This window comes from Pseudomonas sp. NPDC047961 (genome assembly GCF_050272435.1).
Classification (GTDB): Bacteria; Pseudomonadota; Gammaproteobacteria; order Pseudomonadales; family Pseudomonadaceae; genus Stutzerimonas.
This window is the reverse complement of record NZ_JBNNMD010000006.1, coordinates 165387-186933: the sequence shown is the minus strand read 5'-3', so window position 1 is coordinate 186933 and position 21547 is coordinate 165387. Positions and strand designations below refer to the sequence as shown.

At 57.6% G+C, this 21547-nt stretch carries 20 protein-coding genes; 11 read left to right on the top strand and 9 right to left on the bottom strand.

The genetic code is table 11. The annotated features are described in order from the left end of the window. Positions 1–71 precede the first annotated feature (71 nt). Positions 72–1514: an HDOD domain-containing protein gene (locus tag ACQKIK_RS19190; protein ID WP_241530999.1), complete on the top strand. Its 1443-nt coding sequence runs from the start codon at positions 72–74 to the stop codon at positions 1512–1514. Between the two features lie 32 nt (positions 1515–1546). On the opposite strand, the gene ACQKIK_RS19185 is transcribed toward ACQKIK_RS19190, so the two are convergent. Beyond that, the gene (locus ACQKIK_RS19185) at positions 1547–3097 is read right to left on the bottom strand and encodes a lytic transglycosylase domain-containing protein (RefSeq protein WP_499137131.1); all 1551 of its coding nucleotides are present in this window, start codon (positions 3095–3097) and stop codon (positions 1547–1549) included. A gap of 100 nt (positions 3098–3197) precedes the next feature. Next, a complete protein-coding gene (gene gloB / locus ACQKIK_RS19180; protein WP_499137238.1) occupies positions 3198–3977 on the bottom strand; it encodes a hydroxyacylglutathione hydrolase in 780 nt (259 codons plus the stop codon). A 112-nt stretch (positions 3978–4089) separates the two neighbouring features. Here gloB and ACQKIK_RS19175 point away from each other — a divergent pair, with 112 nt between their 5' ends. The 7 genes from ACQKIK_RS19175 (at position 4090) to nudC (ending at position 12019) form a co-directional block, all read left to right on the top strand. After that, positions 4090–4845, top strand: a complete 756-nt coding sequence (locus ACQKIK_RS19175) for a class I SAM-dependent methyltransferase (protein ID WP_499137130.1) — start codon at positions 4090–4092, stop codon at positions 4843–4845. A gap of 17 nt (positions 4846–4862) precedes the next feature. Further along, positions 4863–5315 (top strand): ribonuclease HI, encoded by a 453-nt coding sequence (rnhA, locus tag ACQKIK_RS19170; protein WP_499137129.1) that lies wholly within the window; start codon positions 4863–4865, stop codon positions 5313–5315. A 12-nt stretch (positions 5316–5327) separates the two neighbouring features. Then, positions 5328–6089: a DNA polymerase III subunit epsilon gene (dnaQ, locus tag ACQKIK_RS19165; RefSeq protein ID WP_499137128.1), complete on the top strand. Its 762-nt coding sequence runs from the start codon at positions 5328–5330 to the stop codon at positions 6087–6089. A gap of 113 nt (positions 6090–6202) precedes the next feature. Beyond that, positions 6203–8455: an Orn/Lys/Arg family decarboxylase gene (locus ACQKIK_RS19160; protein WP_499137127.1), complete on the top strand. Its 2253-nt coding sequence runs from the start codon at positions 6203–6205 to the stop codon at positions 8453–8455. Positions 8456–8653: 198 nt separating this feature from the next. Then, positions 8654–9466: a crotonase/enoyl-CoA hydratase family protein gene (locus ACQKIK_RS19155; RefSeq protein WP_499137126.1), complete on the top strand. Its 813-nt coding sequence runs from the start codon at positions 8654–8656 to the stop codon at positions 9464–9466. A gap of 37 nt (positions 9467–9503) precedes the next feature. Next, positions 9504–11186 (top strand): FimL-related protein, encoded by a 1683-nt coding sequence (locus tag ACQKIK_RS19150; RefSeq protein ID WP_499137125.1) that lies wholly within the window; start codon positions 9504–9506, stop codon positions 11184–11186. Then, entirely contained in the window at positions 11186–12019 is an 834-nt protein-coding gene (gene nudC, locus ACQKIK_RS19145) for an NAD(+) diphosphatase (protein WP_499137124.1), read from the top strand. Before ACQKIK_RS19150 ends, nudC begins: the two co-directional genes overlap by 1 nt. On the opposite strand, the gene ACQKIK_RS19140 is transcribed toward nudC, so the two are convergent. Next, on the bottom strand, positions 11987–12769 hold the full coding sequence (locus ACQKIK_RS19140) for a TSUP family transporter (RefSeq protein WP_499137123.1): 783 nt from the start codon (positions 12767–12769) through the stop codon (positions 11987–11989). The genes nudC and ACQKIK_RS19140 overlap by 33 nt on opposite strands. 221 nt (positions 12770–12990) lie before the next feature. On the opposite strand from ACQKIK_RS19140, the gene ACQKIK_RS19135 reads away from it, so the two are divergent. Continuing rightward, on the top strand, positions 12991–13638 hold the full coding sequence (locus ACQKIK_RS19135) for a hypothetical protein (RefSeq protein WP_499137122.1): 648 nt from the start codon (positions 12991–12993) through the stop codon (positions 13636–13638). A 60-nt stretch (positions 13639–13698) separates the two neighbouring features. On the opposite strand, the gene ACQKIK_RS19130 is transcribed toward ACQKIK_RS19135, so the two are convergent. The 4 genes from ACQKIK_RS19130 to ACQKIK_RS19115 form a co-directional block, all read right to left on the bottom strand. Then, positions 13699–14466 carry an SDR family oxidoreductase gene (locus tag ACQKIK_RS19130; protein ID WP_045427593.1) on the bottom strand — a complete coding sequence of 256 codons (768 nt, stop codon included), beginning with the start codon at positions 14464–14466 and terminating at the stop codon, positions 13699–13701. A 27-nt stretch (positions 14467–14493) separates the two neighbouring features. Next, positions 14494–15561 carry a phosphotransferase family protein gene (locus tag ACQKIK_RS19125; protein ID WP_499137121.1) on the bottom strand — a complete coding sequence of 356 codons (1068 nt, stop codon included), beginning with the start codon at positions 15559–15561 and terminating at the stop codon, positions 14494–14496. Between the two features lie 240 nt (positions 15562–15801). Continuing rightward, entirely contained in the window at positions 15802–16116 is a 315-nt protein-coding gene (locus ACQKIK_RS19120) for an SCP2 sterol-binding domain-containing protein (protein ID WP_045427587.1), read from the bottom strand. A 64-nt stretch (positions 16117–16180) separates the two neighbouring features. Next, positions 16181–16894: a histidine phosphatase family protein gene (locus ACQKIK_RS19115; RefSeq protein WP_499137120.1), complete on the bottom strand. Its 714-nt coding sequence runs from the start codon at positions 16892–16894 to the stop codon at positions 16181–16183. A 180-nt stretch (positions 16895–17074) separates the two neighbouring features. Between ACQKIK_RS19115 and sohB the strand changes: the two genes are divergently transcribed. Beyond that, positions 17075–18100 (top strand): protease SohB, encoded by a 1026-nt coding sequence (gene sohB / locus ACQKIK_RS19110; protein WP_499137119.1) that lies wholly within the window; start codon positions 17075–17077, stop codon positions 18098–18100. A gap of 11 nt (positions 18101–18111) precedes the next feature. Continuing rightward, positions 18112–19101 carry a YhdH/YhfP family quinone oxidoreductase gene (locus tag ACQKIK_RS19105; protein WP_499137118.1) on the top strand — a complete coding sequence of 330 codons (990 nt, stop codon included), beginning with the start codon at positions 18112–18114 and terminating at the stop codon, positions 19099–19101. A gap of 267 nt (positions 19102–19368) precedes the next feature. Here the strand turns inward: ACQKIK_RS19105 and ACQKIK_RS19100 are convergent, their stop codons facing one another. After that, on the bottom strand, positions 19369–19863 hold the full coding sequence (locus tag ACQKIK_RS19100; RefSeq protein WP_045427578.1) for a DUF934 domain-containing protein: 495 nt from the start codon (positions 19861–19863) through the stop codon (positions 19369–19371). Continuing rightward, positions 19847–21505, bottom strand: coding sequence for a nitrite/sulfite reductase (locus tag ACQKIK_RS19095; RefSeq protein WP_499137117.1), 1659 nt, complete (start codon positions 21503–21505; stop codon positions 19847–19849). The genes ACQKIK_RS19100 and ACQKIK_RS19095 overlap by 17 nt, the downstream gene beginning before the upstream one ends. Positions 21506–21547 lie beyond the last annotated feature (42 nt).

The following is a 21547-nucleotide window of genomic DNA, read 5'->3' as shown; positions in this document are numbered from 1 at the left end:
GAAAAAGGCCGGCCATCTGGGCAAACTGCCTTTCCCTTCAGCCGCCCGATCCTTGGGTGAGGTCTCAAATTTTGAGTGAAACCAGTTACGGTCTGCAGGCGTGGATAGACCGCCTGAACCAATCCGAACTGCCTGCGTTGGCGGCGGTCGTGCAGGATCTTCAGCGGATTACCGAGCAAGAGCATGCGTCTGTTCAGCAGCTGGCGGACGTGCTCCTGCGCGATGCAGCCCTGACGTCGAAGGTGCTTCGGGTTGGCAATAGCAGTTACTACAACCCGTCCCAGGAAACGATCAAGACCATCTCTCGAGCCATCGTCATGATCGGCTTCGATAACGTTCGGTTGATCAGTCTTTCGGTCAGCCTGATCGACGGTTTACTGGATCGTACGCCGCGACAACAGCTGCAGGAATTGCTCGCCCGGTCCTTTCATGCGGCGGTGCAGGCACGCAACATTGCCGGCTACGTTCTGACCAAGCATGAGGAAGAGGTTTTCATCGCCGCGTTGCTGCACGAGGTGGGCGAGCTCGCGTTCTGGGGCTGCGGTGGCCAGCAGGCCGATGAGCTGGGTGATGCCTTGGCGGCCGGCACGGATCACGATCAAGCTGTCGAGCAGGTGCTTGGTACCAGTTTTCGCCAGCTTAACCTGGGTCTGATTAAGAGCTGGAATATCGGAGAGTTGGCCAGCTTCGCTCATGGGGCGGGGAATCTGCGGGACCCAGCAGTGCACTCCGTAAGCCTGGGGGTTCGCATTGGCGCAGCGGCCTTGAATGGGTGGGGCTGCCCGGAAATGGAAGGGCTGGTCAAGGAGTTGGCCGATTTCAGCGGCATCTCTGAAGCGGATGCGATGCAGCAAGTCCTTGCTAGCGCGGACGAGGCGGTGAACGTTGCGACTACTTTTGGTGCCAGTCGACTGGGCAAGCTGATACCGTCCACTGACCCGGAGCAGGTTCAATTGCAGCAGGCACAGCGCGCCGCGAGCCTCTTGCAGCCTGACCTGCTACTGATGCAGCAGGCCATGCAGGACCTCGGCATGATGGCCACCAATCGGGGTGACGTCGGTTTGATACTCGATACGCTGCTCAAGGGGCTGCACCAAGGCGCAGGGCTGGAGCGCGTTATGCTCACCGTTCTTGCCGATCAGCAGCGGTCGTTCCGTGCTAAGTGTGCAGTGGGTGATCAAACTCAGTCCTGGCTTGAACAATTCGTGTTGCCCGTTGATCCGTCAGGCCAGTCGCACATCTTCAGCTATGTACTGCGCCAGCGTCAGCCACTGTGGATGGGCATTCCGGCAAGCTATAACCTCGACGAGCTGGTGAGCTTGCCGCTTCGCCAGCAGTTGGGAAAAGGCATGTTTTTTATTGCGCCATTAATGGCAGGCACGCGTGAGATCGGCGTGCTCTATGCCGACAATCGCGTATCCGGTAGAGCGCTGAAACACGAGCAGTTTGTCGCCTTTCAGCGATTTACCCAGCTGGCCGGGCGCTGTCTCGATGCACTGAGCAAGCGCAATTGAGCAGGGCCGCGTAAACCTTTGCGCGCCGCAGCTCAGCGTGGAATGTACAGCGTAAGCGTCTGGCCCGGTTTGAGCATCGCGCTGTCTCTGGGGTTCCAGGTCTTCAAATTGTTGATTTGAACATTGAAGCGTTTGGCGATCACATAAAGCGAGTCACCTTTCTTAACCTTGTAATAGGTCGGCGCGGGTTTGGTCTGCTGGTTATTGCCGGCAGCCTGGAGAAAGAGTGCCTGGCCGACCTTGAGATTGCTGCCTGACAGGTTGTTCCAGCGCTGCAGATCACGGACCGAAACCTTCTGTGCTTTGGCGATATCCCAGAGATTGTCACCTTGGCGCACGCGGTAGCTGCGCGGTGCCGGCTGGCTTCTCGCAACCGCGTGGAGCAATTCCTGAGACTGCGCCGCGCCGGCTGATTGCGGAATGCTCAGCACTTGCCCGATCTGCAGGTGATCGCTGCGCAGGCGATTGATATCACGAATGATGTTGACTGATAGGCGATGCCGGTTGGCGATTGCGCCCAGCGTGTCACCAGGACGTACCTTGTATTGCTGCCAGTCAACCATATCCTGCGGTTTCATCAGCGCAAGGTTTGCCGCAAACATCTCTGCCTTGTCGCTTGGGACCAGCAGGTGCTGCGGGCCGTCCAGCGTAATACGCCGGGTAAACGCGGGGTTCAGCTGGTAGATCTCGTCTTCGTCCAGATCCACCATGTCGGCGACCCTGGCGAGCTCCATGCGCTGTTTCAATGCGACTACTTCAAAATAAGGCTCGTTAGCGATGGGGTTCAGATTCAGTCCATATGCATCAGGGCTTTGCACCATCTGCGAAAGCGCCAGCAGTTTTGGTACGTAATCGCGAGTTTCTCGAGGAAGGGGAAGATTCCAGTAGTCTGTCGGCAGGCCGAGCTTCTGGTTTCGCTCGATGGCGCGGCTGACGGTTCCCTCGCCAGCATTATAGGCAGCCAGCGCAAGCAACCAGTCGTCGCTGAACAGGCCATGTAGATAGGTCAGATAGCGCAGCGCTGCGGTGGTGGACGCGGTGATGTCGCGTCTGCCGTCATACCAGCTGGTCTGTTGCAGATTAAAGTGGCGGCCTGTCGAAGGAATGAACTGCCAAAGGCCGACTGCCTGAGCTGGAGAATAAGCAAACGGGTTGTACGCGCTCTCGATAATGGGCAGCAGTGCCAGCTCGAGGGGCATGTCGCGTTCTTCGAGCTGTTCCACGATGTAATGGATGTAAGGGCTGCCTCGCTCGCTTGCCATCTCGATGGAATTCGGTCGGCTGGAAAAAAGGAGGCGCTGTTGCTCGATGCGCGGATTGCTTTCCAGATGGTCCTGTAGCTTGAATCCATGCCTGATGCGATCCCATATGTCCGCATGGGTCGGCTCTGCCGGCGCTTTCTCCGTGAGCCACAGGGTGTTCTGCACCATCGGCACTGCCCTGGTACGGGCATCGCTGTCCGTCGGGGCTCGGGGGGAGGTGCTCTGGCAGCCGGTTATAGCGAGACAGATTGCTAGCGCCAGGGCCCGGCCGGAGGCTGCCAAGGCGTCCGGCTGTGGGCTGTTCGTAGAGTCAGACGGCATTGGCTGATGGGCTCCCTAGGCGCAAATTCGAGGGAGTGTAGGAATGCCGCTCCGGTGGGTCAACCCGACGCCTCGGTTTTTGGCGACTGGTCGATCTTCATTAAAAGCTGTCTTTCCACCCTCGAAGTACCGAGAACACGGCTTCCGCTGTCTCCAGTGGCCGATCGGCATGCCGACTTGCTGCGGCTACCACTCCGGGCTCCCAGCAGCGCAGGAAGGGGTTGGTGGTTTGTTCGATACCCAAGTCGGAGGGCAGCGTGATGCGTTCTGCCTCACGCAGGCGGACGACCTGTTCGAGACGTTCAGCGATATCAGGGTTTTCCGGTTCGACTGCCTGAGCAAACCGCAGATTACTCAGCGTGTATTCATGGGTGCAATAGATCTTGGTAGCTGCAGGCAGTGCGGCAAGCCGTTGCAGTGATGTGAACATTTGGGTGGCGGTGCCCTCGAACAGGCGGCCACAACCTGCGGCAAACAGCGTATCGCCGCTCAATAACCAGGGCGCTTGGGCGTCATCATGAAAATAGGCAATGTGACCGCTGGTATGCCCCGGAACCTCAAAAACTTCTAAATCCTGGCCGAGAATGCGGACGCGCTGCCCGTCGACCAGCGCATGATCTCTGGCCGGTATATTTTCGTTCGCTGGGCCATAGACCGTCGCGCCATATTGGGCCTTGAGCTGCTCGACGCCGCCTACATGGTCGTGGTGGTGATGAGTGATCAGAATGTCAGTCAATTGCCAGCCGGGGCGAGCGTCCAGCCATTGCTGAACAGGGCTAGCCTCACCCGGGTCTACCGCTGCGCAGCGACGCCTTTGAGGATCCTGAAGCAACCAGATGTAGTTGTCGGTGAAGGCGGGCAGAGCGTCTATCTTCAACATATGCACGGGTCGCCAAGTCATTAGCAAAAGCGCATCCTAACAGCCGAACTGGAGAGTTGAACCGATAGGGCGTATTGATCGGGTCCGCCAAACCGACGAATGGAGGCTAACCATGAGTGAGTCTTGTACCAAGTCGGACGAACGCTGGCTGTCGCTGATGAGCGAGGCCAGCGCCTGGTTCGATGGCCCCTCAGGGCGGCAATTGCTCGAGCAGGAACAGCGCGTGATCAGCCGGGAGCTGTCGCGATGTTTCGGTAGCTACTTGGTGCACTACGGGCCGTTCGCCAATACGCCGATCGAGCCGCAGAAGATCAAGCGCAGCGTTCGCCTGGGCCCGCCGCTGGCGGGCGTTGAAATCGTTTGCGAAGAGCAATCCTGGCCGATAGGCGAGCACGCTGCTGACGTCGTGGTGCTTCAGCATGGTCTGGATTTCAGTTTGTCGCCGCACGCGCTGTTGCGCGAAGCCGCCCGTAGCGTTCGGCCAGGAGGGCACTTGTTGATCGTCGGGATCAACCCGTGGAGCGCCTGGGGAGCGACGCGCCTGCTGTCACGCAAGGCCTTTCGCCATGCACGTTGCATCCGTCCGACGCGAGTGGGTGACTGGTTGAATCTGCTGGGATTCTCACTGGAGAAACGTCAGTTCGGGTGCTATTGTCCGCCGCTTTCGTCGAGCCAGTGGCGGGCGCGGTTATCCGGCCTGGAGACCGCAGGGCAAAGGTCGCAATTGCCTATGGGCGGTTTCTACCTGCTAGTGGCACGAAAGCTTATGGTAGGCCTGCGACCAGTGCGGCAAAGCCGTCGTGAGCGCATGGGGCAGCTGCTACCGATGCCCGTAGCGAAAGTCAGTCGCCGGGATGCCGAACAGTAAAAGGCGAAGAATTTCTCATGAGTGACGAAACGGTCGAGATCTATACGGACGGCGCCTGCAAGGGCAATCCTGGCCCGGGCGGCTGGGGTGCGCTGCTGCTCTACAAGGGCGTGGAGCGAGAACTCTGGGGTGGCGAGGCGGAAACCACCAACAACCGCATGGAGTTGATGGCTGCCATCCGTGCACTGGAAGAGCTGAAGCGGCCTTGCCAGGTCAAGCTGGTGACAGACTCGCAATATGTCATGCAGGGCATCAACGACTGGATGCCCAACTGGAAGAAGCGTGGTTGGAAGACGGCCGCCAAGCAGCCAGTCAAAAATGCCGATCTGTGGCGGCTGCTCGACGAGCAGGTTAGCCGTCATCAGGTCAGTTGGCAGTGGGTCCGCGGGCATACCGGCCACCCGGGAAATGAGCGCGCCGATCTGCTGGCCAATCGCGGTGTAGTACAAGCCAAACGACAACCTGCCTGAGTAATGTGAAATATGCGAAGCGTAGTACTCGATACCGAAACCACTGGTATGCCAGTAACCGATGGTCACCGGATCATCGAGATAGGCTGTGTTGAGGTCATCGGCCGGCGCCTTACCGGCCGGCATTATCACGTCTATCTGCAGCCGGATCGTGAGGTAGACGAGGGCGCCATCGCTGTTCACGGGATAACTAATGAGTTTCTGACCGATAAGCCTCGGTTCAGGGAGGTTGCCGATGAGTTCTTCGAATTCATAAAGGGCGCCCAGCTAATCATCCATAACGCAGCGTTCGACGTTGGATTCATTAATAACGAGTTCGCCCTGCTTGGTCAGCAGGATCGTACCGAGCTAAGCGATCACTGCAGCATCCTCGATACCCTGCTGATGGCCCGTGAACGGCATCCTGGCCAGCGCAACAGCCTTGATGCGTTGTGTAAACGCTATGGGGTCGACAACTCGGGTCGCGATCTTCACGGCGCGCTGCTCGATGCGGAGATCCTCGCCGACGTCTACCTGACAATGACGGGTGGACAAACCAACCTGTCCCTGGCGGGTGACGGTGCCGGCTCCGAGAGTGGCGGCCGTCAGCAGCCTGCGCCTATCCGCCGGTTGCCAGCTGACCGCCCTAGTACCTTGGTGATCCGCGCCAGTGCCGAAGAAGTCGCTGCGCATGCAGCACGCATGCAGGCGATCGAGAAGGCAGCGGGTGCCGTGCCCCTCTGGGTTCAGTTGGAGCAACCCGTCCACAACGAGGCGGAAGCATTGCCGGTCTGAGGCGTTGGCGTCGACGCGCTCACAGACGCTTCGGCGCGCCACGCAATAAATTCTAGCTTGGTGCTTGCGGGTAGAGCCTCTACGCTGGAGAGGACTCCCTCCAGGACGCCCTCATGTACAAAGACCTCAAATTCCCCATCCTCATTGTTCACCGTGACATCAAGGCCGATACCGTTGCCGGCGAGCGAGTACGAGAAATAGCAGCCGAGCTTGAGCGGGACGGCTTTCATATTCTCCCGACGGGAAGCGCTGCAGAGGGTCGAATTGTCGCGTCAACCCATCACGGGCTGGCCTGCATCCTGGTTGCTGCAGAAGGCGCTGGCGAAAACCAACGGTTATTACAGGATGTCGTGGGGCTGATACGAGTCGCACGCCGGCGTGCGCCTCAGCTACCAATTTTTGCGCTTGGTGAGCAGATTACCATCGAGAATGCGCCAGCTGAGGCTATGGCGGACTTGAACGAGCTGCGCGGGTTGCTCTATCTATTCGAGGACACCGTCCCGTTCCTCGCGCGGCAAGTCGCTCGCGCCGCGCGGAGCTATTTGGATGGGTTGTTGCCGCCGTTTTTCCGCGCGCTGGTGCAGCATACGGGGGACTCGAACTACTCGTGGCACACGCCTGGCCATGGCGGTGGTGTCGCTTTTCGCAAGAGCCCGGTCGGGCAGGCATTCCATCAATTCTTTGGCGAGAACACGCTGCGCTCCGACCTGTCGGTGTCGGTGCCTGAGCTTGGCTCGCTGCTTGACCACACTGGTCCGTTGGCAGCGGCCGAGGCCCGAGCGGCCCGAAACTTCGGTGCAGACCACACGTTTTTCATAATCAACGGAACCTCTACAGCAAACAAGATCGTTTGGCACTCAATGGTGGCCCGGGACGACCTGGTGCTGGTGGATCGTAACTGCCACAAGTCGATACTGCATTCGATCATCATGACCGGCGCAATTCCTCTTTATCTAACGCCCTCACGCAACGAACTCGGAATCATTGGTCCGATTCCGCTCGAGGAGTTTTCGCCGGAATCGATTCAGGCCAAAATCGATGCCAACCCACTCACCCGTGGGCGCTCGCCAAGAGTGAAGTTGGCGGTCGTAACCAACTCCACCTACGACGGCCTTTGCTACAACGCTAACCTGATCAAGCGGACCCTCGGAAACAGCGTAGATGTCTTGCATTTTGACGAGGCCTGGTACGCCTACGCCGCGTTTCACGAGTTCTACGACGGGCGCTACGGGATGGACACTCGCGAGCAGGGGCCGCTGGTATTCACCACCCATTCGACGCACAAGGTGCTCGCGGCTTTCAGCCAGGCATCCATGATTCATGTCCTCGACAGTGAGCAGCGACAGCTAGATCGTGATCGCTTCAACGAAGCCTTCATGATGCATATCTCCACTTCCCCGCAGTACGGCATCCTTGCCTCGCTCGATGTCGCCTCGGCGATGATGGAGGGTCCCGCCGGTCGCTCACTGATCCAGGAAACCTTCGACGAGGCGCTGAGCTTTCGCCGCGCATTGGCTAATCTGCGACAGCATCTGGCGCCAGATGATTGGTGGTTCAGCATCTGGCAGCCTGCTTCGGCAGATGGGGCGGACGAACTGGTCACCAGCGACTGGCTGCTGCAGCCGGAAGCGGATTGGCATGGTTTCGGGGATGTTGCCAATGATTACGTGCTGCTCGATCCGATCAAGGTCACCCTGGTAACGCCCGGACTGACTGCCGGTGGCAAGTTGAGCGAGCGGGGCATTCCAGCGGCAGTGGTCAGCAAGTTTCTCTGGGAACGGGGGCTGGTCGTCGAGAAAACCGGTCTCTATTCGATCCTGGTGCTGTTTTCCATGGGTATCACCAAGGGTAAATGGAGCACGTTGCTGACTGAGTTACTGGAGTTCAAAAGACACTACGACGACAACGTACCGTTATGCGATGCGTTGCCGACTGTGGTGCAGGCAGGCGGCAGCCAATACTTGGGGATGGGGCTGAGGGATCTATGCGACTCGCTCCATGATTGTTACCGCAAGAACGCCACCGCAAGAGCCATGAGACGGATGTATACCGCGCTGCCTGCGTTGGCAATGAAGCCGGCCGAGGCTTACGACAAGCTGGTACGCGGCGAGGTTGAGGCGGTCTCCATCGAGGCGTTGGAAGGTCGCATCGCCGCGGTCATGCTGGTGCCGTACCCGCCAGGGATTCCCCTGATCATGCCGGGCGAGCGCTTCACCTCCGAAACGCGCTCGATTCTCGACTATCTAGCCTTCGCTCAGAGGTTCGCCGCGCAATTTCCTGGATTTGATGCTGATGTACATGGGCTGCAGCACGAGGAGCATCCGGACGGGGTAGGTTATACAGTCGATTGCATCCTAGAGGGGTAGAGCGTATGACTCGGCCCATCCAGCCGGTATCGCAGCTTGTCAAAGAAGATCATGTGCGAGGGCGTGGGCTGCTTCACATCGTCCCGCATCGACTTTCACTCGGCTGTTGTTATAGTTGCTCGGCTGAGAGCAGTCCTCCCTGTGTGGGGCTGTCGAACCCGTTCAGGCACTGAGTGCCTCGGCTGTCGAGGATGATACGTGACCGACTACCAAGCCTTCCGTGTGGAGTTGAAGAACAAGATCGCCCATGTAGCGATTAACCGACCTGACAAGGTCAACGCCATGAATGCTGCATTCTGGAGCGAAATTGTCGATATCTTCCAATGGATCGATGATACGGACGACATTCGGGTAGTGGTACTGTCGGGCGAGGGAAAGCATTTTTCAGCGGGAATTGATCTTCAACTATTGGCGCAAGCCGCGACCCAGATGGGCAGCGATGTGGGCCGCAACGCCGAACACCTGCGTCGCCAGATTCTCAAGCTTCAGAGCTCGTTCAACGCGGTGGATAATTGCCGCAAGCCGGTCATGGCGGCGATCCAAGGGTACTGCATCGGCGGTGCGATCGATCTCATCGCTGCCTGCGATATGCGTTACTGCACGCTCGATGCGCAGTTTTCGATCAAGGAAATCGATATGGGGATGGCGGCGGATGTCGGTACGCTGCAGCGACTACCGCGAATCATCGGCGACGGCATGATGCGCGAGCTCGCATACACCGGGCGTAGCGTTGACGGGCAGGAAGCGAAGGCCATTGGCCTAGTCAATCAAACTTACACCGACCAACCATCCCTTATGGCTGGGGTTTTCGCTCTGGCGGCCGATATCGCCGCGAAGTCACCAGTCGCCATTCGCGGGACCAAGGAGATGATTCGCTATATGCGCGACCACCGTGTCGATGATGGCCTCGAGTACATCGCCACCTGGAACGCAGCGATGCTTCAGTCGGCTGACCTGAAGGTGGCCATGGCGGCCCATATGAGCAAGCAGAAACCGGATTTCGCTGACTGATGCATCATTCAAACGTTGCGCGGGAGGCGCGCTAGGCATGGTTACCGGAGCTACTTCACTCAGCCTGGTTCGCGATGAGTTGTTCGCTACCATGGAAGAAGCCGAGCAGAGCCTCGAGCATTTCATCATCGACAGAAACAATAGCGGTCTGTTGCAGCAGGCTGTCGAGAATCTCAAGCAGGTTCGCGGCACGCTGCGGCTCATCGAGTTGACCGGCGCCGAACTGCTCGCGCAGGAAATACTCCAGCTGGCGACAGACATCCCCGTAGGGGCGGGGGAAGATCGAGACAGTCAGTTGGCAGCGCTGAGTAACGCGCTGTATGTGCTTGGACGTTATCTCGAAAGCGTCGACGCCAGCCGGCAGGAAATGCCCGAACTACTGCTGCCGCCGATCAATGCTTTGCGGTTGGTTAGTGGCCAGTCGCCGTTACCCGAAAGTTTCTTCTTCAGCGTCCGCCTCGATCATGCGCGTCCGCCAATCGAGGCTGCGGTGCGCGAGCCCGCTGCGCGTGCGGCCGAGGCGCGCCGGTTGCGTCAAATGTACCAGGTAGGCTTGCTCGGCTTCATTCGTGAAGACAATGCCTCCGCCAGCCTTAAGCTTATGGCGCGTGCGCTGGGCCGGTTGGATCTGCTGTTCGCAAACTCGGCGGGTGGTCGCCTGTGTTGGCTGGGGAGCGCAGCTTTGGAGGCCCAGCTGGATGGCCAACTGTTGCCGCGCCAATCACGCAAGCAATTGTTTTCCAGGCTTGACCGAGAACTTCGGCAGCTCAGCGGTCATGATGCCTATGAACCACCTCGGGTTCTGCTCAAGGAGCTGCTGTATCTCGTTGCATTAGCCGAAAGCAATGGGCCGTTAGCAAGTCAGGTGCGGGAGACATTTTCGCTTGGTTCGTTACCCTTCACCGACCATCTTCTTGAGGATGAATCCCAGCGGTTGGCGGGCCCCGGGCAGGCTGTGATGCGCTCCCTGTCGTCGGCGATCCGTGAAGAGCTGGCGAGTCTCAAAGATTTACTCGATCTCATCGAGCGCCAGACCGCACCGGCTGAGTCGTATCCAAACCTGCATAGTCTGCTAGGCAAACTGGCGAAGACGTTGGGGATGGTGGGCTTGTCCTCGGCATCGAGTACCTTGCATGCCCAGCTCTCGGTGGTGTCCGGCTGGAGCGTCGAACAACTGCCCGAGCCCCAGGCGCTGTTGAAATTGGCCGATGCGGTGCTCTATGTCGAGAGCATGGTGGCCAGCCTGGAGCGCGGCGAGCGCTTTGATGCGCGTCCACAGATTGCACAGCCGGGCCAAGAGGCTGAGGCATTCGCCAACCATCAGCTCACTGAAGCTTGCATCGTGGTGATCGGCGAGGCGACCGCAGGTTTGGCCTTGGCCAAGCGCGCCATCACAGCCTATCTGGAATCAAACGGGGAAAAGTTACACTTGGCCAATGTCCCTTTCAGTTTGATGGCTGTTCGTGGTGGGCTGCGTTTTCTAGAACAGGATCGCGCCGCTGAGTTGATCGGTGCCTGTGCCGACTTTATTCAGAAGCAGATGCTCGAGGGTGTGCAAATGCCACCAGAGCAAATGCTTGAGACTCTGGCCGACGCGTTGACCAGCCTCGAATATTACCTCGACGGCGGAGCGATACTACGGCGCGACGAATCACGAGTCAGCGTGTTGGATCTCGCGACCGAAAGTGTGCGGGCACTGGGTCTGCCGGTGGCTGCCTGATGAGTTTACGGTGGCAGCCAGCATTGCTTGATCCGGCTATGGGCGGTGGATGGGCCGTCGTGCATTGCCAGCAGGGGTTTCTTTGTGATGCAAATGGCGTGCTGTTTCCCAGAGATTGGTTGAAACGCCTCGACCTACCGTTGCTCAGCGAGCAAGGCTTGGGTTATTTCGATGGCGACCAAGTGTTTCTAATGGAGTTGGCGCACCCGGTCGAAGTGCCCGGCGCTGGCTGGCAGGGGCTGCGTCAATTCATGATGCATGATGACGATACCGAAAGGTTTCGTATGCTCGGTTTCGCTGCGCAGATTGGCACTTGGGCGAGCCATCATCGCTTCTGCGGCAGCTGCGGCAACCCGATGCGCCAGCATGCTACGGAGCGTGCGATGCAGTGCGAGAGTTGTGGCATTCACCACTACCCTCGCATCTCGCCGAGCATGATTGTTTTGGTAACGCGAGGCGACGAGCTGCTACTGGCTCGTTCACCGCGCTTTGCCCCCGGGGTATACAGCACGCTTGCAGGGTTCGTTGAGCCCGGCGAGTCAGTCGAACAGTGCGTCAGGCGGGAAGTCCACGAGGAGGTTGGGGTGTCTATCCATGAGCCCCAGTACATCTGCAGTCAGGGATGGCCGTTTCCACACTCTTTGATGCTTGGCTTTCACGCCGAGTATGCATCGGGAGAGATCGTGATGCAGCCTGAAGAGATTGAGGATGCAAACTGGTTTTCTATCCACGATCTGCCTGCGCTGCCTGCTCACAAATCCATCGCCCGTTACTTGATTGATCTGTATCTGGCTCGGCGCTTAGGCCGCACCGAACCAGTGCTGCCAGGCTAGCCGCAGACTCAGTACCAGCACCACCGATATAAAGATCGGTCGGATGAATTTCGATCCGCCCTGGATTGCAGTGCGCGCCCCAAGGTATGCGCCGACCATCAAGGCGAGCCCCATGCCGATGCCTAGCCCCCAGGCGACTTGCCCGCCAGCAATGAATACGGCAAGTGCAACACCGTTGCTGACGAAGTTCATGCTGCGAGCCACGCCGCTGGCTTTTAGCAAGTCGAGCGGGTAGAGCAACATGTTGCTGACGGTCCAGAATGCTCCCGTGCCGGGCCCCGCTAGGCCGTCATAAAAGCCCAGAGTCAGGCCTTGTGGCCATTGTCTATGTTGGGCTATTGGCTCAGCGCCCGTTCGAGGTGTGGTTGGCACCCGCCCGAAAAGCAGATACAGCCCGCAGGCAAATACCACCAGAGGCAGGGCCTGATTGAGCCAGCGTGCCGGGATCATATGTGCCAAACCCGCGCCCAGCGCTGCCCCTATAGCAGTCGCTAAGAGCGCTGATCGCCATTGCTGTGGATGAAATAGTTTTCTGCGATAAAAAGTGAAGCTTGCCGTAGCTGAGCCAAAGGTTGCGCACAGTTTGTTGGTGCCTAGAACCAGATGCGGCGGTAAGCCGGCGGTCAGGAGAGCGGGAAGCGTCAATAGGCCACCTCCGCCGGCTATGGCATCAATAAAGCCGGCAAGAAAGGCGACGGCCATGAGGGCGACCAATACCAGTGGGTCGGTCGCAAGCTCAAAGGTCAGCATGTGAAACACTCATAGCAAAATCGGTAACGGAGATGGCGCATCATGCCGGTTGCGCTTCTGTAAAGCCAACGACAAGCGCCTCCTAATGCCGTGGTACGGGTTGGTTGAGCGAATGGCAAACAACAGAATGTCGACTCGTCTCCAGTGTTCCTTTCTGGTACTGGTTGCTCTGATGGACCGTATCGATAATGCCCCGTCGGATTTCGGTGGATTTGTGGGCAATGCAATATATAGGGCTTGCGGTGGTTGTCGCGTTACTTGCACTGCTCAGTGGCTTGGTCGCGGTGCGGTTACTTGTGGGAGGGCACTGGTTGCTGGGCTGGTTGCGTGGCACCCTCGGAATGCTGGTACTTTCGCTGGCTGGCCTAGTTGGCCTAGTCGCCTGGGACGTCACGACTTATCAGCCGTTGAGTGATGGCACGCCGCTGGCTTCGCTGACCTTTCAGGCCGATGGTCATCAGCGTTATCGGGTGCAAGTGCAAGAGGGGCAGAGCACTCGCTTTGTCACGCTTGAAGGCGATCTCTGGCAGCTCGACTTGCGAGCACTTCATTGGAAGGGACTGGCGGCGCTCATTGGGTTGGAGCCTGGCTATCGGCTGGAGCGCCTTTCAGGTCGCTACCTGGCCGTCGAGCAACAGGATCAGGCGCGTCGTCCCTATGTGCAGCTGGGAAACAGCCGGGCGGGGGTGGATTTCTGGGCGTGGTTGCATCGGTGCGAGTGCACTCCGCTAATGCTCGATGCGCAACTGCGCCGAGTTAGCTATCTACCGATCGCTGACAACGCCGTTTATACAGTCGAGATGACCCCTGCTGGGCTGTTGGCGAAACCGGCAAGCGTCGCAGCAGAACAGGCGATGAAGGGCTGGTAGCCAGAAAGCTCCGCAAAAAAAGGGAACCTAATGGTTCCCTTTTTTGTATAAGTCGCTTGATCAGGCGAGGTAGCCGCCGTCTACATTGAGCGACAGACCGGTGGTGTAGCTCGATGCATCGCTGGCGAGATAGAGCACAGCACCCGCCATTTCGCTGGGATCCGCAACACGGTGTAGTGGGATGTGACGTAGCGCTTCTTCGCGGATCGAGTCGTTCTTGACCAGGGCTGAGGCAAACTTGGTGTCCGTGAGGCCTGGAAGCAGCGCATTGCAGCGAATGCCTTGGGGGGCGCACTCCTTGGCGAAAGCCTTGGTCATGTTGATCACCGCTGCTTTGGTGACCGAGTAAATACCCTGGAAGTTGCCCGGCGTGACGCCATTGATCGAGGCTACGTTGATAATGCTGCCGCCCCCATGCTCACGCATCAATTTGCCGGCCTCAACGGACATGAAGAAATAGCCTCGGATATTCACATCAACCGTTTTCTGAAAGGCTGACACGTCGGTATCCAAAATATGGCAGAACTGTGGATTGGTAGCCGCGTTGTTGACCAAGATGTCCAGCCGACCGAACTGTTCGCGAATTTGAGCGAAGACGGCCTGGATCTGTTCGAGCTCACCGATATGGCACGCGACGGCTGTGGCCTTGCCACCGTCGGCGTTGATCGCATCAGCAACCGCCTGGCAGCCATCAATTTTGCGGCTTGAAACAATAACGTGGGCGCCTTGCTGAGCCAGCAGTTTGGCGATGGCTTCGCCAATGCCACGGCTGGCGCCGGATACGAAGGCAATCTTGCCGTCCAGGTCAAATAGGTTGGTCTTACTCATGGAGTCGGTTCCTCTTGGTGAGCTGTGTTACAGCTTCGAGTTGTTAATAACCTGCAGGCTCACTTGCTCGAGCAGGGCGTTCATTTGTACGAACTTGGCGAACCGCTTGTCCTGGGTCTGACCGTGGAAGTAGCGGTAGTAGATTTGTTGAACAATCGCCGCTAGGCGGAACAGGCCATAGGTGTAGTAATAGTCAAAGTTGTCGATGCGGATACCCGCGCGCTCGGCGTAGTAGTCGACAAATTGCTGACGAGTCAGCATGCCGGGCGCGTTGCTGGGCTGTTTGCGAATCAGCTGCATCGGCGCCGGGTCCGTCGCTTCAATCCAATAGGCAAGCGTATTGCCCAAATCCATTAGAGGATCACCCAGCGTAGTCATCTCCCAATCCAGAACACCGATGATCTCCATGGGGTTATCCGGATTGAGGATTACATTATCGAAGCGGTAGTCATTGTGGATGATGCCCGGCTTGTGGTGATCGGCTGGCATCTTGTCCCGCAGCCAAGCCTTAACCGGCTCCCATCCAGGCGCGTCAGCCGTAATCGCTCGCTCGTACCGATCGATCCAGCCATTTATCTGCCGCTGGACGTAACCTTCGGGCTTGCCCAGATCACCTAGGCCACAGGCGTTGTAGTCAACATTGTGCAAGTCGACGAACTTGTCGATGAAGCTCTTGCACAGCGCGGTGGTCTGCTCCGACGTGAATCCAAGTTCGGCGGGCATGTCCTCACGGAGAATGATGCCCTTGACCCGCTCCATCACGTAAAACTCGGCCCCGATAAGCGTCTCGTCGGTGCAATAGGCGTAGGCCTTCGGGCAGTACGGAAAGCCAGCGTTGAGCTGGTTGAGGATTCGATATTCGCGTCCCATGTCATGTGCGGACTTGGCCTTATGACCAAAGGGAGGACGGCGGAGCACGAATTCCTGCTTCGGGTATTCCAGCAGATAGGTCAGGTTGGACGCCCCCCCTGGAAACTGCGAAATACTCGGCATACCTTCTAGTCCCGGAATGTGGGTTTTCAGGTACTGGTCGATGGCCTCGGTGGGCAGTTCTTCGCCGTCACGTATACGGCTGGTCTGATCAGTAAGCGCCATGCTTGTCCCTTTTCTGTTATCGATGCCTTAATGGCCAGCTATGGCAGGCTTCGAGCCGCTGCGCCATTGACCATCCGACGACCCTAATCTAATGCCCGCATTGAGCATCACCAAGGGAAGTCGGCCGTTATTGGCCGGGGTGTTGCCGCGTAATCAAGGCGCCTGATGCTTGGAAAATCCTAAAAAAAGCGCATAAAAAAGCCGAAGTCGTGGGACTTCGGCTTTTTACGTCAAGGTAGATCAGGCCGGGAACAGCTCGCTCAATTTCAGCGCTAGCATCATGTCCCCTTCGGCGCGCAGCTTGCCTGCCATGAAGGCCTGCATGCCGTCGGTTTCACCGCTGATGACGCCCTGCATGGTTTCGCTATCCATAATCAGCGTAACGTTGGCATCAGCCGATTCGCCCTTATGAAAGTCACAGGTACCGTCTTTTACGACCAGGTAGTAGTTTTCGGCATCGGTGATATTGAACTGGAAAACCAGATCCAAGCCGGCCGCAGCGCTGGGGTTGAACTTGGCCTTCATGCCCTGGATGGTTTCGTCGACATTGCTCATCGGATATGACCCTTTATTGTCGTGGGGAAAAACGTGCGGCTATGGGGCCGCGGTCGGCTGGAGCTTATCGATAGGTGACGAGCTCCGGATTCTTCAGCAATTCTAGGTGTGCGTGGCTATTGAATGATGCCAAGGCGACGTCCCGATCACGAAACTTCAGGCGGCTAATTGACGTATTGACGATCTGCCAGTTCAGTTCGAACGCCTTGATAGGTGGTACGCCGACGATCAATTGCAGCAACGCTGTGATCGTACCGCCAGACGTGAACACGGCGATGTGATCTTTTTTGCTTGCCTGTTCGAGCAACCGACTCAATCCAGCCTGAACGCGGTTTACAAAACTCTGCCAGCTTTCAAGCCCCTGCTTTTCGTGATCGCCAGAGACCCATCGCTGAATGACATATTTGAACAGTCGCTGAAACTCCGCACGATGATTGGCTGCATTGCCAAAGACCTGAATGGCACCTGGCTCAACGGCCAAGAGATCGTCCATATGTGCGCGAATCACTTCGTCGGCGCGAAACTCATTGAAGGCAGCGTCAATCTGTATATCCGGCAGTGGCCTTTCGAGAGGAGGAGTCATTCGCTGGAGCGTTGCGCGGGCGGTGTCCTGTTGTCGATTCAACTCCCCACTTACGCAGCGGTCAAAGCGAATACCCATTTGATCCAGATAATCACCTAGGGCTGCCGATTGCTGGAAGCCGACTGGAGACAGCACGTCATAGTTTTCTGCGCCAAACGACGCCTGGCCATGTCTGATCAGGTAGATACTGCCCATGCGTTGCTCCGGCACCCAGTTTTCGCGAGCGTAGGGGCATCGTAGTGGAGTGTCAACGATAAATCATACGTTCGTTTGAATCTGGTTCCGCTGGCTCAGCCGGTAATGTAATCGGTATGCTTGAGCGATTTTCGCCAACTTGGGTTTCTGCTGGCGACCGTGGTTAATTGAGGAGGGTTTGTGGAATTTCTTGCTGACTATGCAAGCTTTCTGGCGAAGACGGTGACGCTGGTAGCCGCTGTCTTGGTAGTGCTGATGGCGCTTGCTTCGCTACGTCGTGGTCGGTCCAAGCAAACGGGTGGCCATCTGGAAGTACACAAGCTCAACGATTTCTACAAATCGATGCGCGAGCGTCTCGAGCAATCAATGATTGAAAAGGATCAGCTGAAACTCCTGCGCAAACAAGAAACGAAGGCAGCCAAGCTGGCCAAGAAAAACCCAGAAGACCGTTCCCGAGTGTTTGTGCTCGATTTCGACGGTGACATCAAGGCGTCGGCCGTCGAGAGCCTCCGTCACGAGGTCACTGCTCTGTTGACCATGGCCACACCGAAGGATGAAGTCGTTCTACGGCTCGAAAGCGGTGGTGGTATGGTTCACGGCTATGGGCTTGCTGCTTCACAGCTGGTGCGCATCCGCGATGCCGGTGTGCCGCTAACGGTTTGTGTCGACAAGGTTGCTGCGAGTGGTGGCTACATGATGGCCTGCATCGGTCAGAAGATCCTCAGCGCGCCATTTGCGATTCTCGGTTCCATCGGTGTGGTTGCGCAACTGCCTAATCTGCATCGCCTGCTCAAAAAGCATGACGTCGATGTCGAGGTGCTGACCGCCGGTGAGTACAAACGCACCCTGACCATCTTCGGTGAAAACACTGAGAAGGGCCGGGAGAAATTTCAAGACGATCTGGAAACCACCCACGAACTGTTCAAGAACTTTGTCGCGCGGTATCGCCAGCAGCTGAGCATTGATGAGGTCGCTACGGGCGAGGTGTGGCTCGGGATCGCGGCGCTCGGCAAGCAGCTGGTTGATGAATTGCAGACTAGCGATGAATACCTGGCTTCCCGGGCCCGTGAAGCTGATCTGTTCCAGCTGCATTACGCAGAGAAGAAAAGCCTGCCTGAGCGATTCGGCATGGCTGCAAGCACGGTCCTTGAGCACGGTGTGTTGAAGGGTTGGACGCGTCTTAATGAACAACGTTTCTGGCAATAAGGGGATTACTAATGGCTCGCTTCAAAGCACTGCAAACCAATGAAAACGGTGGTCGTTTCGAAACTTGCCTGATCGAACGGGACACTGACGAGTTGTCAGCAGGCGAAGTACTGATTCGAGTCAGCTACTCGTCGCTCAACTACAAGGATGCCTTATCGGCGAGTGGCAATCGCGGCGTCACTCGCAACTTTCCACACACACCCGGTATCGATGCAGCAGGGACAGTTGCCGAGTCGAGTGTGGCCGACTTTTCCGTAGGTGACGAAGTGATCGTCACCGGTTATGACCTTGGAATGAATACCGCTGGTGGTTTCGGCCAGTTCATCCGGGTTCCGGCAGCGTGGGTAATCAAGCGCCCGGTAGGGCTTTCGCTGCGTGAGGCCATGGCGCTCGGCACGGCTGGCCTGACCGCTGCACTGTGCATAGACAAACTTGAGCAAGCAGGTCTCGAGCCAACTGACGCGCCGATTCTGGTAACGGGCGCGACCGGCGGGGTCGGCAGCATAGCGATAGCCCTGTTGTCCCGCTTGGGATACAAGGTGGCGGCAGTGACGGGCAAGGCCGAGCAAGGCGACTTCCTTCGCAAGCTTGGCGCGACCCAAATCGTTGAGCGTAGCGCGTTACAGGCTGGCACCGAGAAGCCCCTGCTCAAAGAGCAATGGGCGGGGGCGGTCGATACTGTCGGTGGCGATATTCTGTTCAACGTGGTGAAGTCGCTGCAGCGCGGTGCGAGCGTGGCATGTTGCGGCTTGACCGCGGGAACGAATTTTCAGGCTAACGTACTGCCGTTCATCTTGCGTGGGGTGAATCTACTGGGCGTCGATTCGGTTGAGATCCCTCTGGTCGTCAAAGCTTCAATGTGGGACAAGCTTTCAGTGCAGTGGAAGCTGCCTAATCTAGACGACTTGGTGCAGGAGATTTCGCTGGAACAGTTGCCTGAAGCGATCGAGCGTACCTTGGCTGGCCAGCAAACCGGAAGGATGTTGGTTCGACTCGACTGAGCGGGCAGACGCGACGCTATTAGCGTTTTGCTTGTTGATCATAGTAAAAGCCGATTTCTTCGCTGTTATCGATTGAGAGAAGCTAACGCTACTTCAACGCAGCAGGAGCCGCTCATGAAAACACTGGCAGAGAAAATCAAGGCAGCCTTCGGTAAGAACGCTACGATCGCAATTGAGCGGGTAGAGCACCCGAACTTTTGGATGTACCAGTAACGAAAAAACCCGCCAAATAGGCGGGTTTTTTTACAGCGTATCGTTGGGTCTGCCTTATCTGCGGCGAAACAGCGGAAGAGGTTCGTCTGCGGCGGCCTGGTAAGTGACTGAGAAATCATTCAGACCTTCCAGCGCATCATAAGGGTCGCGATCAGGGCGCACGGCAAAGGCATCGAAGCCGCAACGGCGCATGTAAAACAGCTGATCACGCAACACGTCTCCGATGGCGCGGATTTCGCCTTTGTAACCGTAGCGATCTCGTAGCAGTCGCGCAGTCGAGTAATGACGGCCGTCGGTGAACGCAGGGAAGTTCAGTGCGATGACCTGAAAATGTTCCAGGTCATCGGCAATCTCTTCCACGGCCTCGTCGGAATCCAGCCAGATGCCGAGACCGCCATCCCGAACTTTGAGGGCATGAGCATGATCGAGCCATAGCTGGAAGGGTACGATCAGATCGTCGCAGTTGGACAAGCCATCAAGGGTCACATCCTTGGGCAGCAGGTGCCAGGTCTCGTCGATGACCTGGCCGTCCTTAATGATTCGCTGCATAGACGCGCTCCTTGAAGGGGTCGATACCGATTCGGCGGTAAGTATCGAGAAACTGTTCATCTTCTGTACGCTGCTCCACGTAGACGCCGATGACCTTTTCGATCACGTCGGGCATGACATCCTGGGCAAAGGATGGACCGAGGATCTGGCCGAGGCTCGCATTTCGCCCTGAGCTGCCGCCGAGCGAAACCTGATAGAACTCCGCGCCTTTCTTATCTACGCCAAGAATGCCGATGTGACCCACATGGTGGTGTCCGCATGCGTTCATGCAACCGGAGATGTTCAGGTCGATATCGCCGATGTCGAACAAATAATCCATGTCATCGAAGCGGCGTTGAATGGCTTCGGCGATCGGGATCGATTTGGCATTCGCCAGGGAGCAGAAATCGCCACCTGGGCAGCAGATGATGTCGGTCAGCAAGCCGATGTTTGGCGTGGCGACTCCTAGTTCGCGTAACTCATGCCACAGCTCGAACAGACGTGACTGCTCGACATCGGCCAGGATCATGTTCTGCTCGTGGGAGTTGCGTACTTCGCCAAAGCTGTATCTATCCGCCAGATCGGCAATGGTATCGAGCTGCTTGTCTGTCACGTCACCTGGCGCTACGCCGGTGCTTTTCAGTGACAATGTGACCGCTGCGTAACCGGATTTCTTGTGAGCGACAACGTTGCGCTCACGCCAGCGAGCGAAGCCTGGGTGCTCGGCATCAAGCTGGGCGAGCACAGCGCTCTGGTCTTCGAGAGATTTGTACTCCGGGTCGACGAAGAATTTGCTGACCCGCTCGACCTCGGCTTCGGTCAAAGTATTCGCGCCGTCTTTCAAATACGACCACTCGGCCTCTACACGCTCGGCAAACACTTCCGGAGTTAGGGCCTTGACCAGAATCTTGATGCGCGCCTTGAACTTGTTATCACGACGACCATAGCGGTTATACACGCGCAGAATCGCATCGAGATAAGTCAACAGGTGCTGCCATGGCAGGAACTCATTGATAAAGCTGCCCACGATCGGCGTACGGCCAAGACCGCCACCCACGGATACGCGGAAACCCAGCTCGCCTGCCTCGTTGTTGACCGCTTCGAGCCCGATGTCATGGACCTCGATGGCTGCACGGTCACCCGCAGCGCCGTTCACCGCAATCTTGAACTTGCGTGGCAGGAATGCGAACTCTGGATGGAAGGTCGACCACTGACGAATGATCTCGCACCAGGGGCGGGGGTCGACTAGCTCGTCGTTGGCCACGCCGGCGAACTGGTCGGTGGTGGTATTGCGGATGCAGTTGCCGCTGGTCTGGATGGCGTGCATCTGCACGGTTGCCAGTTCGGCGAGAATGTCAGGGACATCCTCCAGCTCGGGCCAGTTGAGCTGCACGTTGGTACGGGTACTGATGTGGGCGTAGCCCTTATCGTACCGACGGGTGATGTCGGCCAGCTTGCGGATCTGAGTAGACGACAACAGCCCATAAGGCACAGCAATGCGCAGCATCGGCGCATAGCGCTGGATGTACAGACCGTTCTGCAGGCGAAGAGGCAACAATTCTGCGTCAGTCAGTTCACCGGCGAGATAGCGGCGAATCTGGTCACGGAACTGACGCACGCGATCCTCGATGATGTGTTGGTCATACTGGTCGTATACGTACATAAATGTCCTGTTTTTTCAGGCTGTCTACAGCTTCTGCGCGCA

Excerpts from the sequence above, each read along its gene's own strand:
- ACQKIK_RS19185 (WP_499137131.1), bottom strand. The coding sequence starts at position 3,097 with ATGCCGTCTGACTCTACGAACAGCCCACAGCCGGACGCCTTGGCAGCC.
- ACQKIK_RS19125 (WP_499137121.1), bottom strand. The coding sequence starts at position 15,561 with ATGGCGCTTACTGATCAGACCAGCCGTATACGTGACGGCGAAGAACTG.
- ACQKIK_RS19120 (WP_045427587.1), bottom strand. The coding sequence starts at position 16,116 with ATGAGCAATGTCGACGAAACCATCCAGGGCATGAAGGCCAAGTTCAAC.
- ACQKIK_RS19140 (WP_499137123.1), bottom strand. The coding sequence starts at position 12,769 with ATGCTGACCTTTGAGCTTGCGACCGACCCACTGGTATTGGTCGCCCTC.
- dnaQ (WP_499137128.1), top strand. The coding sequence starts at position 5,328 with ATGCGAAGCGTAGTACTCGATACCGAAACCACTGGTATGCCAGTAACC.
- rnhA (WP_499137129.1), top strand. The coding sequence starts at position 4,863 with ATGAGTGACGAAACGGTCGAGATCTATACGGACGGCGCCTGCAAGGGC.
- ACQKIK_RS19150 (WP_499137125.1), top strand. The coding sequence starts at position 9,504 with ATGGTTACCGGAGCTACTTCACTCAGCCTGGTTCGCGATGAGTTGTTC.
- ACQKIK_RS19160 (WP_499137127.1), top strand. The coding sequence starts at position 6,203 with ATGTACAAAGACCTCAAATTCCCCATCCTCATTGTTCACCGTGACATC.
- ACQKIK_RS19135 (WP_499137122.1), top strand. The coding sequence starts at position 12,991 with ATGCAATATATAGGGCTTGCGGTGGTTGTCGCGTTACTTGCACTGCTC.
- ACQKIK_RS19175 (WP_499137130.1), top strand. The coding sequence starts at position 4,090 with ATGAGTGAGTCTTGTACCAAGTCGGACGAACGCTGGCTGTCGCTGATG.
- gloB (WP_499137238.1), bottom strand. The coding sequence starts at position 3,977 with ATGTTGAAGATAGACGCTCTGCCCGCCTTCACCGACAACTACATCTGG.
- ACQKIK_RS19130 (WP_045427593.1), bottom strand. The coding sequence starts at position 14,466 with ATGAGTAAGACCAACCTATTTGACCTGGACGGCAAGATTGCCTTCGTA.
- nudC (WP_499137124.1), top strand. The coding sequence starts at position 11,186 with ATGAGTTTACGGTGGCAGCCAGCATTGCTTGATCCGGCTATGGGCGGT.
- ACQKIK_RS19095 (WP_499137117.1), bottom strand. The coding sequence starts at position 21,505 with ATGTACGTATACGACCAGTATGACCAACACATCATCGAGGATCGCGTG.
- ACQKIK_RS19105 (WP_499137118.1), top strand. The coding sequence starts at position 18,112 with ATGGCTCGCTTCAAAGCACTGCAAACCAATGAAAACGGTGGTCGTTTC.
- ACQKIK_RS19100 (WP_045427578.1), bottom strand. The coding sequence starts at position 19,863 with ATGCAGCGAATCATTAAGGACGGCCAGGTCATCGACGAGACCTGGCAC.
- ACQKIK_RS19115 (WP_499137120.1), bottom strand. The coding sequence starts at position 16,894 with ATGGGCAGTATCTACCTGATCAGACATGGCCAGGCGTCGTTTGGCGCA.